We start from the raw sequence: 22,753 nt of genomic DNA, 5'->3' as shown, positions 1-22,753 counted from the left end.
ATTTTGTTGTCGTGAAAATTATATAAAATTCAAGGCATGATAGCTGGAATGATATATTCTGGGATTCATAAACTCGCTTCGCTCAAACAATGAATCCCAAGCAGAATATATCCTTCCAGCTATCAAGCTCTTGAATTTAATATAATTTTCAAAGACAACAAAATCATTTTTAGACTGCCATCCTTAGGAACCCTTCAAAGTTTTAGCAATATTTAAAATAAATAAAATTCAAGATTGAACTTACATAAAAAAGCCATGTGCATGATCCTTTATACATCAAAAGGATCATGCACATGGCTTTATATGCTTTAAATTCAAGCGTTATTGCGCCTTGACTGCATCAAGAGCTTGTCTTACAACCTGGTCCATGTTGAAATATTTGTACTGACCAAGGCGACCGCCAAATATTACCTGAGTCCAGCTTGCTGCTTTGTTCTGGTATCTTGCAAAAAGAAGATTGTTCCTGTCATCGTTCATAGGGTAGTAAGGCTCATCACCAGGCTTCCATTCTGAAGGATATTCTCTGGTTATTACGGTTCCTCTTCCCTTACCGAATTCAAAGTGTTTGTGCTCGATGATTCTTGTATAAGGAACTTCTCTTTCTGTGTAGTTGATGACTGCATTACCCTGGTAATTATCAACTTCAGGAAGGGTCTCTGTTTCAAATCTTAAAGATCTGTACTCGAGATTTCCAAGTTCATAATCGAAGAACTCGTCGATCATTCCTGTATATACGATCTTATCGAATGTGTCTCCGTTATTAGCAGTGATCTGTCTTCCAGGTCTTTGTTTTTTCATATCAACAAATTCAAAGAAGTCGGTACCAAGCTGAACTGTAATATTATCATGAGCCTGAATTCCGCAGATCTGTCCGCCCATATCGTCGCGCATACCAAGGAGTCTTTCACACATTGCTGTGTATCCGCCTACAGGAATTCCCTGATATGGATCATTAAAGTAATTATTATCATATATAAATCTGAAAGGAAGACGCTTAATGATGAAAGCAGGAAGCTCATCGCAGCTTCTGCCCCACTGCTTTTCTGTATATCCTTTTACAAGCTTTTCAAAAACATCTTTTCCCGCAAGAGAAAGGCCCTGCTCTTCAAGGTTATCAGCCTCAAAATTCTGGATATCATAGTCAGTCGGTTCGGACACGCCGCGCTTTTTTAATATCTCTATGATAGCTTCACGGCTCTGCTGTCCGATGATCTTCTGAGCCTCATCAGGAGTTCTGATTCCCCACATCTTGGAAAAAGTATTCATGTTAAAAGGAAGGTTATAAAGTTCATCCTTATAAACAGCCATTGGAGAATTCACATAATTATTGAAATGAGCAAACTTCTGAACGTACTGCCATACCTCTTCATCAGATGTATGGAAAATGTGAGCGCCATAATCATGGACCTGAATACCCATTTTCTCACTGGTATGAACATTACCGGCAATAGTATCCCTTTTGTCGATCACAAGACATTTCTTACCTGTCTTTGCAGCTTCATGAGCAAATACGCAGCCATAAAGACCTGCACCTACAACAAGATAATCGTAATTCATAATATTCTCCCCTGGAAAAATAAATTCTGCTGAAGGAAGCCTTTCGTAATACCGCCTTACAAAATAGCTATTTTAGCTACCATGATCCGGTCAGCGAAAAAATTACGAAATTTTCCCACAACAGAATTTATGATATCAGACTTTGTATTTTTTTTAAAGAAGATAATAATCAACAAATTTTCAATTTCTTAAAGCTCTCAAAACGCAGCAAAAATGCGCTTTATCCCTTAAGATAAACTTCCGGAACATTGGTGATAATGTCAGTTACGCCAAATTCAGAATACTTGCCCATATCCTTTTCTTTTAATAATCTTCCGTCATTGAAGAAAGGTTCTTCCATATTCCAGGCACGAACCGGCGCATCAGCTAGCTTCTCTTCTCCCTTGGCATTAAGGCCTCCTATCCATGGGTGAAGCGCATCGGCACTAGCATAAATAGCTCCCTGAATGCAGCCTTCCATAGTACCTGACAGCATACCTGTTTTTGCAGATGGCATAAGCTCTTTTATCAGCTTAATAGAATCTGCAAGGAAAGAAGAATACACGATATATTTTTCAAGACCGTATTCGCGTACAATATCGATCACCTTCTGCTCTATACCGGGATATCTTATAACGCTTGTCTTAAGCTCAATATTGATAAGAAGCCCGTTTTCTTCACAATAAGGCTTAAGAAGCTCCAACATCTGTTTAAGAGTCGGAATAGTAGTAGTCTCTCCGCCAACTGATTGGATATGGAGTTTTTGAAGCTCAGCAAGGGTATAGTCCTGAACATTTCTCGTTCCATCAGTAACCCTGCCTGTATGCTCGTCGTGGAACACAACAACTTCCCCATCCTTAGAAAGCTGAACATCCGTCTCGATTCCCGTGATTCCCGGGATCTTAGCTGCTGCTTCAAAAGCTTCAAGTGTATTCTCCGGATAAGCCATACTGCAACCTCTGTGAGCCCATATCTTGACGTCTTTGCGCTCACCCTGTGCATGTCTTTGACTTACAAACTTCTCAATCACAGCTGTAGCTGCAAGGCTTTCTCTTGTCGTTAGAAGGGTAAAAGAATCAGAACATACGACCTGTTTTTTTACCTCTTCATAATTGTTCTCAGACATATGATCAGTCAGATGGTTTCTTCCGATTGCTGCAACCCTTCTTCTGAACTCAGCAAGATCATAGGTAAAACCATTGCCGTCACATTCGTTATAAATAGTGGCATTATTCTTATCATCATAGGATTTGATAGTAAATTTACGCATAAGATACCACGGTGATTTAACATATATGCATCCCATGGATCCCGTGATAGTAAGGGCATCATCACTCATAACAGCAGTTGCCGTCTTAACTGTGGCCTGAGCATGATCATACTTAAGTGTCACTTTAGTATATGTATCGATTCCATTTAATCCATATACAGCATTTATATAAGCATCCCTGTATTCTGTTCCCAGAATTCTAAGAACAGGTGAAAGGACAAAGTTTCCGAAGGTTTCAAAGCTTCCTCCTTCAGGGAAGGTATGTTCTCTTTCATTAGTCGGGATAAGTCTGGAAAAAGAAACTTCGATATCCATAACGCTTCCGATCACGCCACTTTTCAGTATTTCTATAAGCTTTGCAAATCCGGGCGTATAAAGGCTTCCTGTTGTTTCCATAAGGACAAGGCCTTTGTCGGCAGCCATATCATACAGCTCCTCGGCAGTCTTTTTTGACATAGAAATAGGAGCCTGACAAAGGATGTGCTTTCCTTCATCAAGCATTTTTCTGACAAGCTCTTCTCTGCAGCTATTCTCGGCAGAAATATATACAATATCGCAGCTTCCTGCTACGACATCCATATCAAATGTTGAAGTTCCTACATGAAATCTTTTGGCGAAAGCCTGAGCATCATCTATACGAGTATCATATATGCATGTCAGATCATATTCCCTGCTCTTTGATACAATTTCTGCCATAATCTCGGCAGTGCTACCCGTTCCCATTATTCCAATCTGCATAAAAGCCCTCCATTCAGGTCAAATCCCAGTAAGAATAATTAGCCTTTTCATAACCCTATACCTATTATATGACATTTTGGCATTCCATGCCAAAAGCCAAATAAATCTGTATGCCCCACTGCAGCAAACAGGCCTGACACAAAAGTGTCAGGCCCATATACCAATTAAAAATTTAGATATTTATAAATCTATGATTCATAAACGCAACAGAACCACGTTAAATTCTATCAAACAAACTCAATCCAAAATGCAGGATCAGAGAAGTTTTCTTCTACCCAGCCTTCGTAATCGGAGGCTTCTTCACCATCAACGGTAAATTCACCATCATGGTACTCGGCAAAAGTCTCTTCTGCGTATTCATCCTTAGTAAGTGTCATTTTTCTATAGTAACTGTCTGCTACTCCGCCACTTCCTCTATAGGTCCCATTATTCTGAAGATCTTCAAAACATCTTACTGTTGTCATTACACCATAGAAGTCTCCGTCTATATACGAAAGGATCAGATATACACCTGCCGGCGTTCCAAGATCAAGGATAAGCTCTTTGCCATTCTGGCCATCAAGATCTATATAGGTAGCTCTCTTTATTTCCGGTGCTCCATTCTCAGAGATTGATTCGCAGAACTCTTCAAATGTGGTCTCCTCATGTGAATACAAGTCAATAAAAGTTCCCTCTCCATCAATTATTGAACTATATCTGTATCTGGCATTAATAATCTCATCCCTCTCATATGCATGACAAGATATCTCATCTGTAAGGCCTATCTCTTCCATTCTTTCTTTCAACATGGACTCAAGTTCTGCATAAGATACTATTTCTATTCCCGCCTCTTCTACAGCCGTTTTATAAGGATTATCATCCGGATAATCCTCAGCATATATAAGAGGGAAATAATCATTATACATAGTATAAACAGTAAATGAATCTTTATAATCTTCATCAAAAGAGTAGCGCTCAAAATAAACACTATCCCAGTCACCTTCTGATGTGTCTATAATTCTATTATTTGTATTTTCCTGATAATTAGTATAATCGCTGGCTTCAAGATAATACTCGCAGGCATAATAAAAATGCCAATTAACATCTTTATCCAAATATCCTGCACTTTCACTTCCAATTCCGTTATATGCAGGTCCTGAAGTCTCAACATATCCATATTTAGTAAGTGATGTCTGATCAAAAGAATTACTTTCAGTATAGAATTTGACCAATATCTTTCCTTCAGATTCTGTGAGAATCAGTATATTATAATACTCAACTGTATCGTCATATCTGTCATTCTCTCCTCCGGGAAGATGAATTGTTAATTCAAGTTCGCTGGAGCCGTCCATACCACAGTCTATATAATCTGACTTAACTTCAGGATCACCATCATTACCTTGATCGCATCTTGTTATTTCTTCAGCTGTTTCTACGATCTCATCAAGTGTATACTCTTTGCCTTCTTCAAATCCACATGCAATATCGGTTCCGACAATATAGTAATAAGTCTCATCAAAAACCGCTTTTTCTTCGTTATTTAAAAACTCATCATATTTGGAAGTATCTGTAAGTTCCTGATCTTCACTTACATCACTTGAACTAGAAGACTCACTTTCTTCATCATCACTGTCTTTTTCAGAAACTTCTTCATCAGAACTGTTTTCTGAAGAAACGCTTTCAGTTGTACTTTCTTCTTCGCTTTCCTTTTCTTCAAAATCTTCACTTGCAGATTCTTTTGAATCATCCGTTTCGCTTTGCTCTGCTGCCCCAAAGTCTAAAGAAACATTGCCACATCCCTGACCCAAAACCGAAAGCATAAGTATGCTTAAAGCCAATCTTTTTTTCATTATCTTTCCTCGCTAATTAAAATATTATTACCCACAATTATTATAAGGATTCTAATCATTATTACTCCAAAGTCTGACGAATTGCATTAATTAACCGACGAATTGCATCCTATACTACCAATAAATCCATTAATCTTATCTATAATAGTTGCAAAAAGAAAAGCAGAGATATCTTTTAAGTATTTTCTAAGATATCTCTGCTTCCTTATGTAACAGATTAATTGTTATGCATCAGCCAAATATGTTGGTGTAAGCGACGGGGGACCGTCGAGCGCGTTGACCATGATCTAGTCATCAAATGAGGCTATGGTGCAATCTGGATTAATCCTCCAACAGCTCCATCGCTTCCTGTACATAGCGCATAGCGTTTTCTTTGAAGTGAGCCTTTTGCTCATCAGAAACTTTCTTTACTACTTTGGCAGGCATTCCCAGAACAAGGCTGTCATCCGGAATGACCGTATTTTCTGTAACCAGTGCGCCAGCTCCTATGATACAGTTTTTTCCAATATGGCATCCATTCATGATAGTTGCATGCATACCGATAAGAGTATAGTCATCAACAAACGATCCGTGAACTATAGCGCTATGGCCCACAGTAACGTATTTACCAATAGTTACAGGAAGCCCTTTTTCTTCATGAACAACCGCATTGTCCTGAATATTTGAGCCCTCGCCTATTGTGATCGAATCCCTGTCACCTCTGATAGTTGCATGGTTCCATACGCTGCACATAGGGCCTATCGTCACATCTCCGCATACGTCAGCAGACTTCGCTATATATGCTTTTTTATCTATTACGGGTTCTCTCATGATCGACCTCCCATATATATCTATATCTGTTTTTATATACAAATAGTAAATTATGTCACTGAAAAAAAGCTGCTGCACCAGGCAACAGCTTCTGTACTATTTTTATTATATAAGCTTGTTGAGTTCGTCAAGGTTAGCGCCTGCAGTCTCAGTAGCTTTCTTATTCTCAGCCTGAATCTGTGCATATACTTCCTGACGATAGATCGGAATTTCTTTTGGAGCTGCAATTCCAAGTTTAACCTGATCTCCACGAATTTCGAGAACAGTTATTTCTATATTGTTGTTTACAATGATAGCTTCGTTCTTTTTTCTGGATAATGCTAACATAAGACGTCCCTCCGTGACTTCTGACTTTTTCTTGATGCAAAATACTTCCCATACCCGCTTTATCTTAACACGTTGAAGGGCAAATGTGCAACGATTTTTTGTAACAAAAAACCAGAAAAAAAATCAGAAAATCTTCATTTTAAGCCTTTTTCTCGTTAGCTTCCTTCATCTTCTTGAGAATATCATAAACAGGATATTTTATCTGATATTTATCATCATCAAGAATAACCTGACATCCCTTACGAGTATCTGCATTAATGATAAAAGGTCCTTTGAGATTAACTGTCATCTTTGTAAGATCATGAGGAACAGTTATTGTCACAAGAACGAGCATATTTTCATCTGTAATAGGTTTTACTTCCTCGAGTACATCATCTTCTACTTCTGGATTATAGTCTTCCTGAACATGAAGCGGATCCATTACAGGCATCGCAAATGCTGGCTCATCAAGCGACTGAAGCCATTGAATATTATGACTGTCCTTATCTTTGTCGTACATTAGTGCAAAGCGTGTCAGATCCGGAAAACCAATAATTCCCTTTGGAAATACAAGTATCTTGTCATCACTGATTTCAGTTTCACCAAAAATTTTAGTTGTAAGTTTCATGATTTCCTCCACTTTCATATCACGCTGATTATGAATTATTTGTTCAGACCATAATGTTCTATTTTATCTCTGTAGGAACATATGATTTTAATCACTAAAAACTTGCATATACTAATTCAAAACCTATTTCGGTTTTTTTTGCACTATTCATAACCCCTTTTAAAAAACATTTTAATTATTCATTAAATATAGTTCATAAGTGATTCTTTCATGATCTTACTTGTTGCCATTAGTGATGCCTGATATATAAGCTCTGCTGTAGAAAGATTAGTTGCTGTCTCTGCCATATCAATATCTTCATTGTCACTCTGAAGAGTCTTAAAAGTAGTAAGCTGATTCTGAAGTCTTGACTGAACCATTGAAAGTCTGCTTGATCTTGTACCATTTTCTGTAACCGCTACATTTGCTTTATCAAGCGCTTCCTGCATGCTTGTTATCTTTTTTCCAAACATGTCTTTAAGCTCTTCTTTCATGTAATCATAGGATTTCTGAGCTGCAGCTATCTCTTTTTTGATATTTGCGATCGCATTATCATCAGTAGTTGCTGCCAGGTTACTGTTCATGGTATTCATCATTGTTTTGATGTCTTTCATTCTGCTGACAAGTCTCTTAAGATCTTCAACATCGCGTCTTACGCTTGTTGTGAACACTTCATTAGCAGTAGTATTAACCTCTATAGTCTGACCATATCCAACATCATACTCCATGATATGGCTGGAATTTCCGCCGTTATAAACAACAGTTACACCATCATCTATATTGGTGCACTTCATAAGGTTCTCAGGTCTTGTATCACCTGCAAGCCACGAAGATTTATCATACATTACGTTAATATTGTTGGCATTGGTTATATCTGTAAGTGATTCAAGTTTTTCCTTAAGCTTTGCAGAAAGAAGTATCTCTCCTGTATATGAGTTGATGCAGAAGCACTCGTTCTCAGTATCTTTGGAAAGAGCTACATATATATCATCAATAATATCTTCTGTTGTAGTAGAATCTATAACCTTCGGAAGACTTGGCGCATTAAGAACGCCGGGCTTTATCACAGTCTCAACATATGAGCTGTGTACACTTCCGTTTGAAGAAAGGTTAACTACATTTACGTTTTCACCTGATTCGATAAGTGAACTTTCATTGTTGATCTGATAAGTTCCATCTGTATTAACCGTCATTGAATACGCATTTCCGGCAAGATCAAATACATCCACTTCATATGGAGCATCTGACGCACCTGTAAGCGGAACCTGGATCGTTGTCTGTTCACCATTAACTGTAAAATCAAAGGTTGAAAGTGCTGTATCAGAAACTGTCGCTGTAATATCGTACGCCTTAACTTTACCATTATGATCAACTGTGAAAAGACTTGTACCGGATGCAGAGTTCACAGCCTTTATTGTGTATCCGCCATCTTCTTCAGAAGTTATTGAATAAGTTGTTGTCGAGCCATTAGACTCTGTAATGGTTGATGACTGAAGTGTACTTACCTGTGCTTCTCTAGGGCTTCCAGATGCATCTGTATACTTAATGATAAGGTCTGTTCCGTTTACATCAACGCTTATATCAGTGGCTGTTGCAACACCATTTTGATTAAGTGTCATTGAAAATGGTCCGAACATGGAGTTTTCACCCGTGATCGTATATCCATAATCATCATTTATCCTGGCTGAATATGTTGTAACCGAACCATCCGCTTCTGTTACAGTAACTTTATTATCATCATTTGTATTATTATCGGTATTTGTAGAGATATTAACCTTACGGGTAATGCCATCTCCATCTTTATAAGTCAGGTATACAGTATCTTCAGTTTTTGATGTTGATAAAATAGATGTTGCAGGAACAGTCATGGTAGAACGATATCTTACAGAAACATTTCCAACATCCGGATCGACATTATCATAAGAAAGGCGTATGCGGCCCACATTACAGGATGCCATATCACTTTCTGCCGGGAAAGTACTGTCACTTGCAGTAAGTGTATATGCACCTATTACTCTCTGAGAAGTATCTACATCTTCTGCATTAAATTCATCATGAAGCTTTATATATTGTGTACTCTCATCATCTTTAAAAGTAAGCGACTGCTGGGTTCTGTAACCTGTGAAAATATATCTTCCGGCATAGTCTTCATTACCTGTAGAATAGTACTCATCGGAAAGAGCACTCATTTCAGTAAGTATCGTATCAATATCATCAAGTGTTTCGTACTGGTTAACACCCTTATTGCACTGCTGTATCAAGGCAGTAAGTACATCAGTGATAGTTGAAAGTGAATCCTCTGTTACATTAAGCCAGCTTTCTGCATCTTTAGCATTCTTTTCGTAATACTGACTCAGCTCTGTAACATTGCTTCGAAGGCGAAGAGCTCTTATAGCAATAACAGGATCATCAGATGGTCTTGTAAGCTTTTTGCCTGTAGCGATCTGAGTATTTAGACCGTCTTCAGTCACCTTGTTATTATTGATATTGTAGATTGAGTTATTATGCATTATCTTGTTAGTAATTCGCATATAAAACCTCCATATGCCTTCCGAGCTCCTTGGACGTCAATTTCGAAGAAATTGACGTCTAGCGATTAAAGCTTGCTTTAATCGCCTTAAACTCCGGTATTTAGAATGAGCTGGTCGTACATCTCCGTCAATGTCTGTACTACTTTAGAACTAAGTGTATATGCATTCTGGAACTTAACCAGATTTGCTGCTTCTTCGTCTTCATCAACTCCTGCTACCGAAAGTCTCTGGTTATCGATCGTATTCCTTAGTGCTTCATAAGTTTTTTCCATAGTAGATGCATTACTTGTATTAAGCGCTGCATCTGCAAGGATCTTATCAAGGAACTCTCCTGAAGTTGCTCCTCTGAATACCTCTTTGGAATTGAACATATCTCCAAGCTTATCGATATTGCCGAATTCATCATCACCTTCAGTAGTATCTGCTTTAGTTGCAAGAAGGTTGGAATTGTGCACCATTGCTGAGTACACTGCGAAGTTATCTGCTGTCAGGTAGTAGTATCCATAGTTGGTAGTTGTCAGTTCTTCGAAGGTATACTGGGCAGGTGAAGTATTACTCGATACAGTTCTGTCACCTGTAAGCATGTAACATCCGTCTTCGCCTGTAGATGTATAACCTGTTGTTGTAATATTATTTACTTCTCTTGCGAAGTTCCTTATCCACTCGTTCATCTGGGACTGATAGTAAGGAATCCCCTGATAATCTATTGATTTACCGACATTTACCGTATCATAGCTTCTTGACTGAAGTCTGGAAAAATCTACTGCTCTTCCGGTTTCATCATCTGTATCATCAAGTGTGAATGTATAGGTACTATCGCCATCATAGGTCCAACCTGTATATTCGTAAGTTCTTGCACCAATCTGGATAACGCCTTCTGCAGGAAGTGAGCACTGTGCCATATCCTTAAGATAATCGTTAGTTACTGTAACTGACATTGTATGAGTCAAAGGATTCCAGGCACCGCTGGTACCATTGAAGAACTTCTGATTATTACCGTCTCTCATCTGAATAAGGCCATATAACTTACCGCCCATATTGGCATTATCAAGATCGAAATTGCTTATATACTTACCGCTGCCTTCTTCAAAATTGCTTCTTACTACTTTGATATCATATAGACCTGTAATATCTGTCTGGTTTATAAATTCATCATCATCTCTTGCTATACATGCCAGCTTATTGTAACTGTATGTATCAACAAGACACGTTCCACCTGCAATCCAAACTTCAAATCTCGTTGCACCTGTATCTCTTTCAGGATCATTTTCATCAATGACATCAGTTTCTTTTACCTTGACCGATACATACTCAGAAAGGTGATCGATAAGAAGATCTCGCGTATCCCTAAGATCATTAGCTGTCGTTCCAGTCATCTCGATGATGTTGATCTGTTCGTTCAAGCTTGCAACTTCTTCTGCTATGGAATTGATCGCATCACATGTTGTCTTGATCTCCTGATTAAGGTCATTTTGCAGGTTCTGAAGATTTATCGACATTGTGTTGAAGTAATCAGTAATAGCTGTCATTGATGCTACATATGTAGCCTTGGTAGTTGTGGTTCCTGCTGCAGTCATTACTGACTGGAGATTAGCCTGCATTCTTGAGAAAAGAGTTGAAAATCCGGTTTCACCGTTATCGTTATAATACTGTTCAATGATGCTCTGATAATAATTCTTCTGAGAATACTCACCATAAAGCTTTTCATTATCACGATATCTCTGGTCATAGAATTCATCTCTGACTCTTTCTATAGCCACAGTATCAACACCTGCTCCGGCACACCCATAAGTAGTAAATACGCGAAGAGCATCTGCTGCTTCCTGCTGAACCTTCTGTCTGGAATATCCATCTGTGTTGCAGTTCGATATGTTATTTGCTGTTGTGTTCATAGCTGCATTAGCGGCTCTTAAACCTGATGCTGCTATATTAAGTCCGAAAAATTGTGATGGCATACCTTTGGTCCTTTCTTAACTTCTGACCAGTTTTTCCAAAGTTAAGATCTTATAAAGATCTCAAACTCATCTACCCAGAGATGTAATTATATGTTCAAGCATTTCGTTTACTACATTGATGAAACGGCTTGATGCGTTATAGGCATTTTGAAACTCGATCATAAACTCAAGCTCTTCATCACTTGATACACCAACTATCTGTTCTCTTGCTGCAGATATCGTGTTGACTGTGATCGTCTGGTTTTCTGAAAGTGCTTTGTTAATGCTTCCTGTGTTGGCAACCTGAGCTACAAGTGCATCATAGTATTCCATAAGATCTATTCTTGTTGCCACATTAGGATTGAGTGTATACCTTGCATCTGTAAATACTTCCTTTAACGCTGTGGCTGCAGCTGTATCTTCTTCTCCTTCAATAGTTACGAATGTATTTATTGTCGGAGTCTGCAGGAGCTTTTCATTAACTTCAGTATTTACTATCGTAAGACCTGTAATGTTATTACCTGCTGTATGATCAGAATCTATATCATAGATAAGAGCATCATCATCATCTATCATGTTGAACATTACATAATCTGCCGGATTTGCTGTTGCTCTTCCATCCTTGAGGTTCTGCAGCGTGGCTGGATTACTTGCTGCATTTTCATATACCTCATTGATGGCTGAAACTATGTTATGAAACATCTGATCAAATTCAGCTTCTATGTTCATGATCACCGACTGTGCTATATTCTTGTTGTAATATACTCCAGTCTCATCATCTGTTATGTCATGATAGGTTGCGTTGTGGTCACCCCTTGCAAGGAGTGTGGATCTAAGTTCTCCTACATCAGTGTTAAGCTGAGTAGATACTGTTTTGGTGAGGTCGTAAACATGAGCTCCGCTTATGTCAAGAACGGTATTCCCTTCTTCATCTTCATATCTTTTTGCTGCATATTCCCAGTAAACTGTGTAGTAATTACATGGGCTTTCTTCAATGTCACATCCAAGGTGATGAACATTATCTGAAAGAACGAACTGAGTTCCTTCAAAGTTAACGAGGACATTTCCAAAAATATCTTCTTCATAAGTGATATTTCCAAGCTCTCCAAGTCTGTCCAAAAGAGAATTTCTGGTATCTCGAAGGTCGTTGGCTTTCTCTACATAGCCTGATTCTATAGCTACGATCTTCTGATTCAGTTCTCGTATTCCATCGCCTATGTCGTTTATTTCATCTACAAGTGTCTTAACCTGCTTGTTGAGATTTTCCTGGTATTCTACGAATCCCTTGTATACCGCTTTGGCACTCTCAACGAATTCTGCACATCTGTTTACGAATGCTGCCTGATTAACTGCACTTGTCGGATCCTTTGCAACTTCCTGAACCTGGGTCCAAAGATTTGTAAGGTTATCCGCAAATTCTGCGCCGTTCATTTCCTGAAGAAGATCTTCTACCTGTTCAAGAGTTTCATATGATATGTCATAAAATTCGCTTCTGCCGCTTTCAAGTCTGTAGGAAGCATCGAGGAATACGCTCCTGACCTGCTTACAGTTAACATATGCAACACCAAGACCTGTCTGCTTGTGGGATATCGCAGGTTTGATATCTATGAGCTGATATTTTCTGTCACCCAGCGATACCTGCTGACGTGTATATCCTTCTGTACCAATATTGGCCAGGTTATGCGCCGTTGTATTCAGAGCATTTTGTGAAGTTTGAAGGCCGGATACACCGACATACAGGTTTGCCATTAACATAGGTCTTTTCTCCGTAAAAAAATCTTCTTAATAGTTCAAGGTGTCTAATGAAAACTATCATTCGTTAAATCGAGTAGGCTGACTCCTACTTGATTTCGCACACGAACATTCCGCACTTAGTTCTCCATGTTCTTACGACCGGCAAATGAATTTGTATGCAAGCATCCATTCGTTTGCCGGTCTTGTGCACCAAAAAAGCAGACACACCGAAGTGTTGTCTGCTTTTGTGAACTACCGAGTGAAACGTCCGGCGATGATCCCACTAGGGTGGTGATCACTGCCTGGCATCGAATCTGCCCGAGTTCGTTCCTATAAGGGAACCAGCGGTTCCTGCTGTTTTATTATAATTAGCCGTCTCAGGAGCACTGCCTGCCTGTTGCAGGATGTTCATTTCGAACTGAACCATTTCAAGAGAACCTTCAAGTAATTCTTGATTCTGGCTGTTAACAATCCTGACGTGTTGTGAAATACTCTTAAGCTTGTCTCTAACCTGCGCCAGTTGTCTTTGCTCCGATGGCCGCTTATCCAGCATGCGAACCAATTCGGTCAGTTTCAATGTCTTGACATCCTTGTTCAATACATTAGCAATATCCGTCATAACTTCAATCCTGCGCTTTTCCAGCTTCTGGATCTTGCCAACGGCAATTTGCTCCTCATCCGTGATTTGCGAAAGTTTCTCAAGATCGCCGGCTGCTATGACCGGTGTCTTCTTACTCGATAATCCCAAAAGCTCGTCATATTCAATACATTCCTGATTCAAAACCTCTATCAGATCTTCCATCAGACTCGCCATTGGGTTATCTCCTTACGCTTTATAATCTTTTATGCAAATTCTGCAAGCATTTTGTCAGCAAACTTATCTGCGCTGACATCGTATGTGCCGTTCTGTACCTTCTCTTTGAGAGGAGCAATTACATCCTCTCTAACATCGGGTGCATTCTTCACTGCCTGCTTAGCAACCTGGATATCTTTACCTAATGAAGAAATCTGGACATTATCTGTCTTTGTTGCCTTCTCGGTCTTTCCAGTATGCTGTACCTTGGGTTTGTTATAAACCTGTTGTATCTGGTTGTAAGCTTCAATACGCATTGCTTTCTCCTTTCCGGGGAGTTCTTTTGGACCTCAAATTTTGTGCCGGGCTTTGCGCCTGGCCGGTAGCTCGCTGACCTCCTTGTCTCCAACGCGAACCCTACTTCTATTTCTACTACATTTATCGGTCGAACCCCAATTAACTTTAGACTGTGAGGATATTATTTTAGTGCTTTTACGCAAGTTTGTTACATTTGAACATTTCCGCGCTGGATTACGGACCTTGTATACTGCACTTTTAATATCCCCGGTTTCCTCCCTATCACAAATTCTAGGGAAACATTACATTTTAATGCTGTTTCCTTATCTCATTTTCTTATAGGCTATACGTTGCCGATCTACTGTCGGCTATCCTCCTTTCCCCTTAGCACTGCAGATCGTCCTCCGTTTTCTTTTCCGATCATGCAGTACGTTCTCTTTCTTTGAACTGACGCTTCTTTTCATAAAGCTCTATATCAGCACGGCGAAGGAGCTTTTTGATGGATCTGTTATTCTGCTCGTTGCGCACCCAGCCGATCGATATACTAAGGTTGTAAGGCTTTTTAAGCCTGTGATTCTCAACTGCCAGAGTCATGTGAATATAATCACACAGATGATCAACATCGAGATCCGATTCTGTTTCCATTACTACGATAAACTCGTCACCACCGTATCTTGCGATAAAAGGTCTTCCCGGAATTCCGCCGCAGGCTTTCTTAAGGCAGGATGCAACTGCGATAAGTGCCTGATCTCCTTCTACGTGGCCATAGGTATCATTGATGGACTTAAATCTGTTCATGTCCATCATAAGAAGGCAGATCCTTCCTCGCATTGGTGTTGAAAGCTTGTACCAAAGATAGCCTGTAAGCTCATTTCTGTTATTCAGTCTAGTAAGAGGATCAAGAGATATAAGCTCATTCTGATTATCAATGTACAAAGCCATCAGGTATAAAAGTACAAGAGCAATGGTAATAATCTGAGTCTTATCAACAAAAGCAACTGCTACAAGAAAAAACGAAGGCATAATACAGATCGCATCTTCTATTGTCTTTTTCAGCATCCTGTTTCTGTGACGAATCTCTATATCCAGGTAAAAATACGCATATACAGCCATGTAGGAAACTGCGATCACGAGTGTTACCAGATATATACCATAAAAGATCCTGTTCATCACAGAGCCTTCATTATCAGTAAAACTAAGAACCAAATAGCGTATAAGGTCTGCTGTAAGAAGAGACAGGCATAAAGCGAGTACCTTAACGTATTTTCTGGCTTTTCTTTTGTTAGAGTGATTTCGTTTGATATTATACAGAATCATTGCAGACAGTCCTATTCCAAAAAGATGGAATACGACATAACAAAAACTCACTTCCATACCGGTTTTCTCCCTTCCCGCCGGCAGAATCTCCCTGATTCCTACCCCCGGCTTAGTGCCGACTGCAATTTACCCCTTACAGTCGTTCCTTAAAAACCCCTATACAGAAATGTTATCGGATGATTTTGCAAATACTTAACCCCTTTTTTGTAAATTTTTTATTTTTTTTAAAAAAGTTTTTTCTTACCAGAATACCTATTATTCATTTGAAACAGATTCGCCGGGAACAGGCATTTTGTTCCAGGTATTTCTAAAGTTCTTTTGCCTGAATTTATGAGGTGTTAAGCCTGTGATCTTTTGAAACACCTGAATGAAGTGGCTTTGAGATGAATATGACAGATAATTAGCTATGTCAATTATCTTAAGGTCTGAGTACTGAAGCATGTTTTTAGCCTGTTCTATCTTAAGTTCATTGATATACTCACTTACATGAATTCCCATTTCCTTTTTAAAAAGTCTGGATAAATAGCTTGTTGAGATATCAAGATGCTCTGCCAGCTCTTCGATAGTGATCCTATAGTGGATGTGGCTGTATATATAATCTATGCAAAGGACGATAGGTTTAGACAATATCTGCTGCTTCCTGATCTCCTTCATCTGACTGCAGATATCAATACACATCTCATCATGGATCCTATTCAGCTCTTCGATACCCATTGTTTCGTCAGCTTTTAGGATATAAAAATCACTAAGAGAATATGCCTTCTCCTGTGTCATTCCGTTATGGACACAGTACCTGACTATCATTGCTGCAGTAACAACAAAATGATATTTCATATTTCGAAGGGGATCTCTTGAAAGCTTTCCAACTCCGTTCATATCTACAAACATTTTCTTCTTGCAGTTTTCCTTAACAGCTTCAAGATTCCCTGTTGCTATAGCGTCGTAGAAGTCAAACTCAGGCTCCAGGCCTCTGTGACGTGTAGCCATCTCCTGATTTACAAACTCTGCCGCAAGCCATTCACGGTTTAGATCAATAGAACCCATAAAATTCCCCCAAATAATTCATAGTTCATTATTTTGACATTTTAACAAAGAAAATGATATTAGGAAAGATTTGCCTATGTTATTTTTTGACTGTAGCAAACAGGTGGCCACACAAAAGCCACAAGTATTTATTGAAATTTTAGGGAGGTTAACACATGAAAAGAAGGATTGTTCTTACTTTAGCAACAGTAGTTTCACTTTCAGCTTTGGCTGGATGCGGGGGAAGCGGATCCGCGCAGGCAGGTGGCAGCGGTTCAGCAGATGGCAAAGAAACTATCAAAATGATCACTTGGTCTAACTCAGGAACAGTTGATGCTCTTAACGAACTTAACAAAAAGTTTGAAGAGGAAACAGGCATCGCTGTAGAACTTACAGAAGTACCATCAACAGATTATGAATCACTTCTCAACACAAGACTTGCAGCAAATGATGTAGACATTTTCTGCTATACAACTGATTCAAGAGCATTTGCCCAGCCTGTAGTAGATTGGGCTCCTGCAGAACCTCTTACCTGGGAATCCATTATCACAGGTGGTAACGCACTTGATCTTTCAGGCTATGACTGGATAAACAACTGGAGCACAGGTGCTGAAGCTTGCAAATATGGAGATGGCATCTACGGTATCGCTACAGGTATGACTCTTATGAACGGTATCTTCTATAACAAGACCCTGTTCGAAGAAAACGGCTGGACAGAACCCAAAACATGGGATGAGTTCATTACACTTTGTGAAAATATCAAAGCTGCTGGTATTGCTCCTCTTACAGTAGGTGGCGGAGATACATGGCCTGTACAGATGAGTGCCAACGCTATCGTAGACTCTGTAGAAGAAGGCGGCGACGAAGCTCTTGCAGAGGGGCTTTGGACCGGTACACGTACTTATACAGATGAAAAATCTCTTAAAGTTTATAACCGTGAGCTTCAGTTCCTTTCATATATGGAAGAGGGATTCATGGGCGTAGCTTATTCTGATGTTCCTGCCCGTTTTGTAGCAGGTAAGGCAGCAATGCTCTATGACGGATCATGGAATGCAGCAGAAATTGAGAAGGTTGATCCTAACTTTGAATATGGATACTTCGCTTTACCAGGTGATACAACAAACAACTTCACAGGAAAATATGACCTTACTTTCGGAATCAATGCTAAGTCAGAAAAGACAGAAGCTGCTGCCAAGTGGCTTGAGTTCTTCTCAAATCCTGAGAACTATACAATCTATGTAAACACAAATGGCTTCGTACCTACAATGGCAGGAATCCAGACAGATAATAAGTTCCTCAGCATCCTTGGTGACAGAGTAAATGATGCTCAGCGTACATACGAGTGCTACAACAGAGTACCTACAAACGTTGGTGCATACGGATCCTACGACCCAACTAACTTAAAGATCACCGGTGGTGAATTTGAAGATGTATCTGAACTTGCAGCTGCTGCCCAGAAAGACTGGGATGATGCAATGTCTTCAGCAAAGGGCCAGTAATAAGCTAGAAACGTATTTCTCTAATGGGTCCATGTAAATGGGCCCATTAATATGCAAAGAGGATTATCTAATGAACGCAAAGAATAAACAGATCATGATAAAAAAAGCTGTATTCAATCCCCTGATGATATGGCTTGGAATAGCACCGGGACTTCTTATCTTCATCCTGTTCCGCCTTGTTCCAAGTATTGGCACAGTTATTTTTTCTCTCACCGATATCAGACAGACTCCCGGAAATGCTGTGCATTTCGTTGGTCTTGAAAACTACATGGATATCATGACTCTTAACATGAGAGATTTTGGTAATGCCCTAATAAGAACAGGAATCTTCACAGGGCTTGTTACTATAGTTCAGACTGCACTTGCCTTGTTTATTGCAGTAATACTCAATATGAAAAGTATCAAGGGTAAAACATTCTACAGAACAGTAGTATTTCTCCCTGTTATCCTTGGCGTAACTGTCTGCGGACTTGCTTTCAAACTCTTTTTCTCAGTTGATGGTCCAGCTGCATGGTTTCTACACCTCTTTGGACAGAGCTCGACCTTTTTTGGCGACAGAAATGTAGCCTTATATCTGGTTATCTTCTGCCAGATCTGGTTCAATGTCGGTTCAGAAATGATAATCTTTCTTGCCGGACTTCAGAATGTAGCTCCTGAGCTTATTGAAGCTGCAAGAATTGACGGAGCAAGCGACTGGAAAGTTTTCTGGCACGTTTCAATTCCACAGATAGTATCAGTTGTTGCCGTAAATCTTATGATGTGCCTTATCGGATCCCTTTCTGCATACCAGATCATCCTTGTTACGACCAAGGGTAATGAATGGACTAAGACTCTATCCATGATGATCTTTGGTATAGCATTTAATGTCGGCGATGCAGGTAAGAGTAATGCCGGAAGACAAGGCTATGCATCTGCGCTTCAGGTTATGCTGTTTTTGATCATTCTAGTGGTAACACTTATAACCCAGAAGATTCAGAACAAAGTTGAGGAAAAGGAGGGAATCAGATAATGTTAAACTCAAAAGAAAGCAAGGCAAAACTCTTTTTGGGTTACCTTTGCATTCTGCTTATTTTATTCCTTTTCCTGTATCCTTTATCTTTTGTTCTTGCAACATCACTTAAGACACAGGTAGCTTTTTTACAAAACTCCATTTCATTTTCCTTTATTCCAACATTTGATAACTATATCAATGCCTGGAACAAAGCAGCACTTGGTAAGTATATACTGAACAGTATTTTATATACCTCTGTCGGAACATTTCTCTCACTGCTTTTTTCAATGCTTATGTCATTTCCTATAGCAAGAGATTATATAAAGCATGCAAATTTCCTTTATTTTGTCATGATGTCAGCAATGTTCCTTCCAAACGGACTGATACCACTTTTCCAGATGTTCCTTAATATGAACCTGTACAACACCCGCCTTGCTTATATTATTTCAATACTTAATATTGGCGGATTTGCAACAATGTTCCTTACTTCATACATAAGAGGAATTCCAAAAGATCTTGATGAAGCCGCCAATATAGACGGCTGCGGATATTTCAGATTCTTCTTTACAGTAGTAATCCCGCTTTCAAAACCAGCCATTTCATCATTGGGAATCCTTACAGCGATCCCGATATGGAATGATATTACAAACTCAATCATCTTTTTATCAGATGATAATAAGTTCCCTATCTCCAAAGGACTGTATTCATTCTCAGGTCTTTATAATATAAACTATCCTGAGCTTATGGCAGCTTTGGTCATAGTATCGATCCCGCTGATAATACCTTACGCTATATGTCAGAAGTACATCGTCGGCGGCCTCGTGGCTGGTTCAGTAAAAATGTAAAAAGTAAACTTAAGGAGTGACATGAAAAAATTGACCGGATACCAAAAGGGTATCAATCTTGGTGGCTGGCTCTCTCAGTGTCCCAGCTATGAAAAAGAACATTTTGACACCTTTATCGTAGAAGAAGATATTAAGACTATCTCAGGCTGGGGTATGGATCACGTAAGACTCCCTATCGACTATGATGTTATTGAAACAGAGGATGGACAGCCAATCGAAGAAGGACTTAAGCATGTAGATGACCTTATTTCCTGGTGCAGAAAGTACGGGCTTAACATTGTCCTGGATCTTCACAAATCTAAAGGTTATATGTTTGATAAGCACGCTGTCCCAAATCCAGATCTTTTTTTCACAGATGAAAGTCTACAGAAAAGATTTTATGAAACCTGGGATCGTCTTATAGACAGATTTGGAAAGCACAAGGATATCATGATCTATGAACTTCTTAATGAGATCGTTAATCCTGACTATGCTTTTACATGGAACAAAATCGCACTTACTGCTGTCACAAGGATCAGGGAAAAGATAAGTGATGCCACCATCATGATAGGCGGTGTAAGACACAATGATGTTAAGAGTATTCCTCTTCTTCCACCTCCATATGATGAAAACATCGTCTATACTTTCCACTGCTATGATCCACTTTGCTTTACTCATCAGAAAGCCAGCTGGGTCGAAAATATTGACTTCGAACTTGCTTATCCGGATTCAATTGAAGTTTACCAGGAAAAGAGCAGACTTATAAACCAGGAACAGGGCGGAAACATCTTCACTACAAAGCTTGAAACAATAGGACCTGACTACTTCAGGGAGATTTTCAAAGAAGCCATAGTTTTTTCCAAAAAGAATGATGTAGCCCTCTACTGCGGAGAGTTTGGAGTTATAGATAAAGCCCCTATCGAAGATTCAGTAAGGTGGCTTGAAGATTTTAATACAGTACTTTGTGAGAACCATATCGGAAGATCATACTGGTCATATAAGAAAATGGATTTCGGTATAACTGATGAGCACTATAGCTCTAAATTACAGGAAATGATCAGTATCCTCACAAGAATTTAATTGCCTCTAAAGAATCCCTCTAATAAAAGAAAAGGCCTGCCGCGTCAGATTAGCACTCTGATAGCGGCAGACCTTTTTTATGCATTTACTTTAAAATTTGAAATCATTGAGCCTTATCCATTTCAATAGGATCGCCCTGTGTCATTTCAAGATCAACACCAGTTGCATTTGGAAGCTCATCTTCGAACTTGTAATCCTTGCCAGGAAGAACTGCATTAAGAAGGATACCTACAAGTGAGCCTGTTGCAAGACCTGAAAGTGAAACACCGCCAAATGGAAGAGGAAGTGATCCAACTGCTGAGTAGCTGATACCGATAGTAAGAACCATGATCATAGCTGCAACAAGTACGTTACGGCTCTTTGAGAAGTCTACATGTGTCTCAACAAGGTTTCTGATACCAACTGCAGAGATCATTCCGTAAAGTACGAGTGAGATACCACCGATTGTGCCGCTTGGCATTGTCTCGATAATAGCTGCAAACTTAGGGCAGAAGCTCATAAGTACTGCAAATCCTGCTGCAATTCTGATTACAAGCGGATCATAAACCTTAGTAAGTGTAAGAACGCCTGTATTCTCACCATAAGTTGTATTTGCAGGAGCACCAAAGAGTGATGCAAGTGCTGTAGCAAGACCGTCACCGATAAGTGTTCTGTGAAGTCCCGGATCTTTAATATAGTTACGACCTGTAGTAGAAGAAATAGCTGAGATATCACCGATGTGCTCCATCATTGTAGCAAAAGCGATCGGAACAATTGTGATCACAGCTGTGATAAGTACACCTGAATCAAATCCTTTTGTGAAAAGAGAAAATACGGTATTTTCGAAGTGAATCGGGAATCCGATCCATGGAGCGCTTGCAACCTGTGAATAGTCGATCATTTCAACTCCAAGTGCATCCATTATAGCTGATACGAAGTATGAACCAAGAACTCCAAGAAGAATAGGAACGATCCTTATAAGACCTCTTCCCCAGATATTGCAGCAGATTACGATGATAATAGCTGTAATAGCAGGAATCCAGTTCCAGTTATCTGCACAGTTGTTAATAGCAGAAGGAGCAAGATTAAGACCAATAGCGATAATAATAGGACCAGTAACTACAGGTGGGAAGAATTTCATAACTCTTCCTGCGCCAAATGTCTTAAACAAGAAAGCAAGAACCAGGTATAAAAGACCTGAAACAGCTACACCAAAGCATGCATATGGCAAAAGCTCTTTATTTGAAGCGCCGCCATCAAGTAGAGGTGCTACTGCGGCATAACCACCGAGAAATGCAAATGATGAACCAAGGAAAGCAGGAACCTTACGTCCTGTAATAAGATGGAAAAGAAGTGTACCAAGACCTGCAAAAAGAAGTGTTGTTGATACGTCAAGACCAGTAATGATGGGAACAAGAACTGTTGCTCCAAACATCGCGAACATGTGCTGAACTCCAAGAACCAGCATTCGTCCTGTTCCAAGACTGCGTGCATCGTAAATCGGTTCATCGAAGGCTTTGGAATTTTTACCCATATTTTTCCTCCCTACAGAAAATGAAAATTTGACTAACTGTTCAAAACCCAAATATATTATAACGAACATTTCGATAATTTCAACTTAAAATTTATCATGAAAATACATACATTTTTAAGCT

Annotated in this window: 18 protein-coding genes; 4 read left to right on the top strand and 14 right to left on the bottom strand. The window is 39.4% G+C overall.

All coding sequences use genetic code 11. The annotated features are described in order from the left end of the window. Positions 1–321: 321 nt before the first annotated feature. From glf to WAA20_RS02590, 13 genes are all read right to left on the bottom strand, one after another. Positions 322–1,557, bottom strand: a complete 1,236-nt coding sequence (gene glf / locus WAA20_RS02650; RefSeq protein WP_073388615.1) for a UDP-galactopyranose mutase — start codon at positions 1,555–1,557, stop codon at positions 322–324. Positions 1,558–1,777: 220 nt separating this feature from the next. Further along, positions 1,778–3,544, bottom strand: coding sequence for a glycerophosphodiester phosphodiesterase family protein (locus WAA20_RS02645; protein ID WP_081373881.1), 1,767 nt, complete (start codon positions 3,542–3,544; stop codon positions 1,778–1,780). Positions 3,545–3,771: 227 nt separating this feature from the next. Next, complete coding sequence (locus WAA20_RS02640; protein ID WP_073388616.1) at positions 3,772–5,373, bottom strand: hypothetical protein; 1,602 nt, start codon at positions 5,371–5,373, stop codon at positions 3,772–3,774. Between the two features lie 321 nt (positions 5,374–5,694). Next, positions 5,695–6,183, bottom strand: coding sequence for a gamma carbonic anhydrase family protein (locus WAA20_RS02635; protein ID WP_073388617.1), 489 nt, complete (start codon positions 6,181–6,183; stop codon positions 5,695–5,697). Between the two features lie 105 nt (positions 6,184–6,288). After that, positions 6,289–6,510: a carbon storage regulator CsrA gene (gene csrA, locus WAA20_RS02630; protein WP_073388619.1), complete on the bottom strand. Its 222-nt coding sequence runs from the start codon at positions 6,508–6,510 to the stop codon at positions 6,289–6,291. A gap of 139 nt (positions 6,511–6,649) precedes the next feature. Continuing rightward, complete coding sequence (locus tag WAA20_RS02625; RefSeq protein ID WP_073388621.1) at positions 6,650–7,117, bottom strand: flagellar assembly protein FliW; 468 nt, start codon at positions 7,115–7,117, stop codon at positions 6,650–6,652. Between the two features lie 182 nt (positions 7,118–7,299). Continuing rightward, positions 7,300–9,627: a flagellin gene (locus tag WAA20_RS02620; protein ID WP_073388623.1), complete on the bottom strand. Its 2,328-nt coding sequence runs from the start codon at positions 9,625–9,627 to the stop codon at positions 7,300–7,302. Between the two features lie 86 nt (positions 9,628–9,713). Continuing rightward, the gene (flgK, locus tag WAA20_RS02615) at positions 9,714–11,582 is read right to left on the bottom strand and encodes a flagellar hook-associated protein FlgK (RefSeq protein WP_073388624.1); all 1,869 of its coding nucleotides are present in this window, start codon (positions 11,580–11,582) and stop codon (positions 9,714–9,716) included. Between the two features lie 66 nt (positions 11,583–11,648). Next, positions 11,649–13,310 (bottom strand): flagellar hook-associated protein FlgK, encoded by a 1,662-nt coding sequence (flgK, locus tag WAA20_RS02610; protein WP_338802143.1) that lies wholly within the window; start codon positions 13,308–13,310, stop codon positions 11,649–11,651. A gap of 280 nt (positions 13,311–13,590) precedes the next feature. Beyond that, positions 13,591–14,109 (bottom strand): flagellar protein FlgN, encoded by a 519-nt coding sequence (locus WAA20_RS02605; RefSeq protein ID WP_242951193.1) that lies wholly within the window; start codon positions 14,107–14,109, stop codon positions 13,591–13,593. 29 nt (positions 14,110–14,138) lie between these two features. Next, positions 14,139–14,405, bottom strand: coding sequence for a flagellar biosynthesis anti-sigma factor FlgM (gene flgM, locus WAA20_RS02600; RefSeq protein WP_073388627.1), 267 nt, complete (start codon positions 14,403–14,405; stop codon positions 14,139–14,141). Positions 14,406–14,805: 400 nt separating this feature from the next. Continuing rightward, on the bottom strand, positions 14,806–15,759 hold the full coding sequence (locus WAA20_RS02595) for a GGDEF domain-containing protein (RefSeq protein WP_081373882.1): 954 nt from the start codon (positions 15,757–15,759) through the stop codon (positions 14,806–14,808). Between the two features lie 198 nt (positions 15,760–15,957). Then, entirely contained in the window at positions 15,958–16,746 is a 789-nt protein-coding gene (locus WAA20_RS02590; protein ID WP_242951194.1) for a helix-turn-helix domain-containing protein, read from the bottom strand. Positions 16,747–16,901: 155 nt separating this feature from the next. On the opposite strand from WAA20_RS02590, the gene WAA20_RS02585 reads away from it, so the two are divergent. The 4 genes from WAA20_RS02585 (at position 16,902) to WAA20_RS02570 (ending at position 21,119) form a co-directional block, all read left to right on the top strand. Beyond that, the gene (locus tag WAA20_RS02585; protein WP_073388629.1) at positions 16,902–18,224 is read left to right on the top strand and encodes an extracellular solute-binding protein; all 1,323 of its coding nucleotides are present in this window, start codon (positions 16,902–16,904) and stop codon (positions 18,222–18,224) included. Between the two features lie 70 nt (positions 18,225–18,294). Further along, positions 18,295–19,233, top strand: a complete 939-nt coding sequence (locus WAA20_RS02580) for a sugar ABC transporter permease (protein ID WP_167562735.1) — start codon at positions 18,295–18,297, stop codon at positions 19,231–19,233. Beyond that, on the top strand, positions 19,233–20,060 hold the full coding sequence (locus WAA20_RS02575) for a carbohydrate ABC transporter permease (protein WP_073388631.1): 828 nt from the start codon (positions 19,233–19,235) through the stop codon (positions 20,058–20,060). Before WAA20_RS02580 ends, WAA20_RS02575 begins: the two co-directional genes overlap by 1 nt. Before the next feature lie 21 nt (positions 20,061–20,081). Continuing rightward, positions 20,082–21,119, top strand: a complete 1,038-nt coding sequence (locus WAA20_RS02570) for a cellulase family glycosylhydrolase (RefSeq protein WP_073388633.1) — start codon at positions 20,082–20,084, stop codon at positions 21,117–21,119. 103 nt (positions 21,120–21,222) lie between these two features. On the opposite strand, the gene WAA20_RS02565 is transcribed toward WAA20_RS02570, so the two are convergent. Further along, positions 21,223–22,632, bottom strand: a complete 1,410-nt coding sequence (locus WAA20_RS02565; protein WP_073388635.1) for a uracil-xanthine permease family protein — start codon at positions 22,630–22,632, stop codon at positions 21,223–21,225. Between the last annotated feature and the right edge of the window lie 121 nt (positions 22,633–22,753).

The organism is Butyrivibrio fibrisolvens (assembly GCF_037113525.1).
In the GTDB taxonomy this organism is placed as follows: Bacteria; Bacillota; Clostridia; order Lachnospirales; family Lachnospiraceae; genus Butyrivibrio; species Butyrivibrio fibrisolvens.
This window is presented reverse-complemented; position numbering and strand designations above follow the sequence as displayed.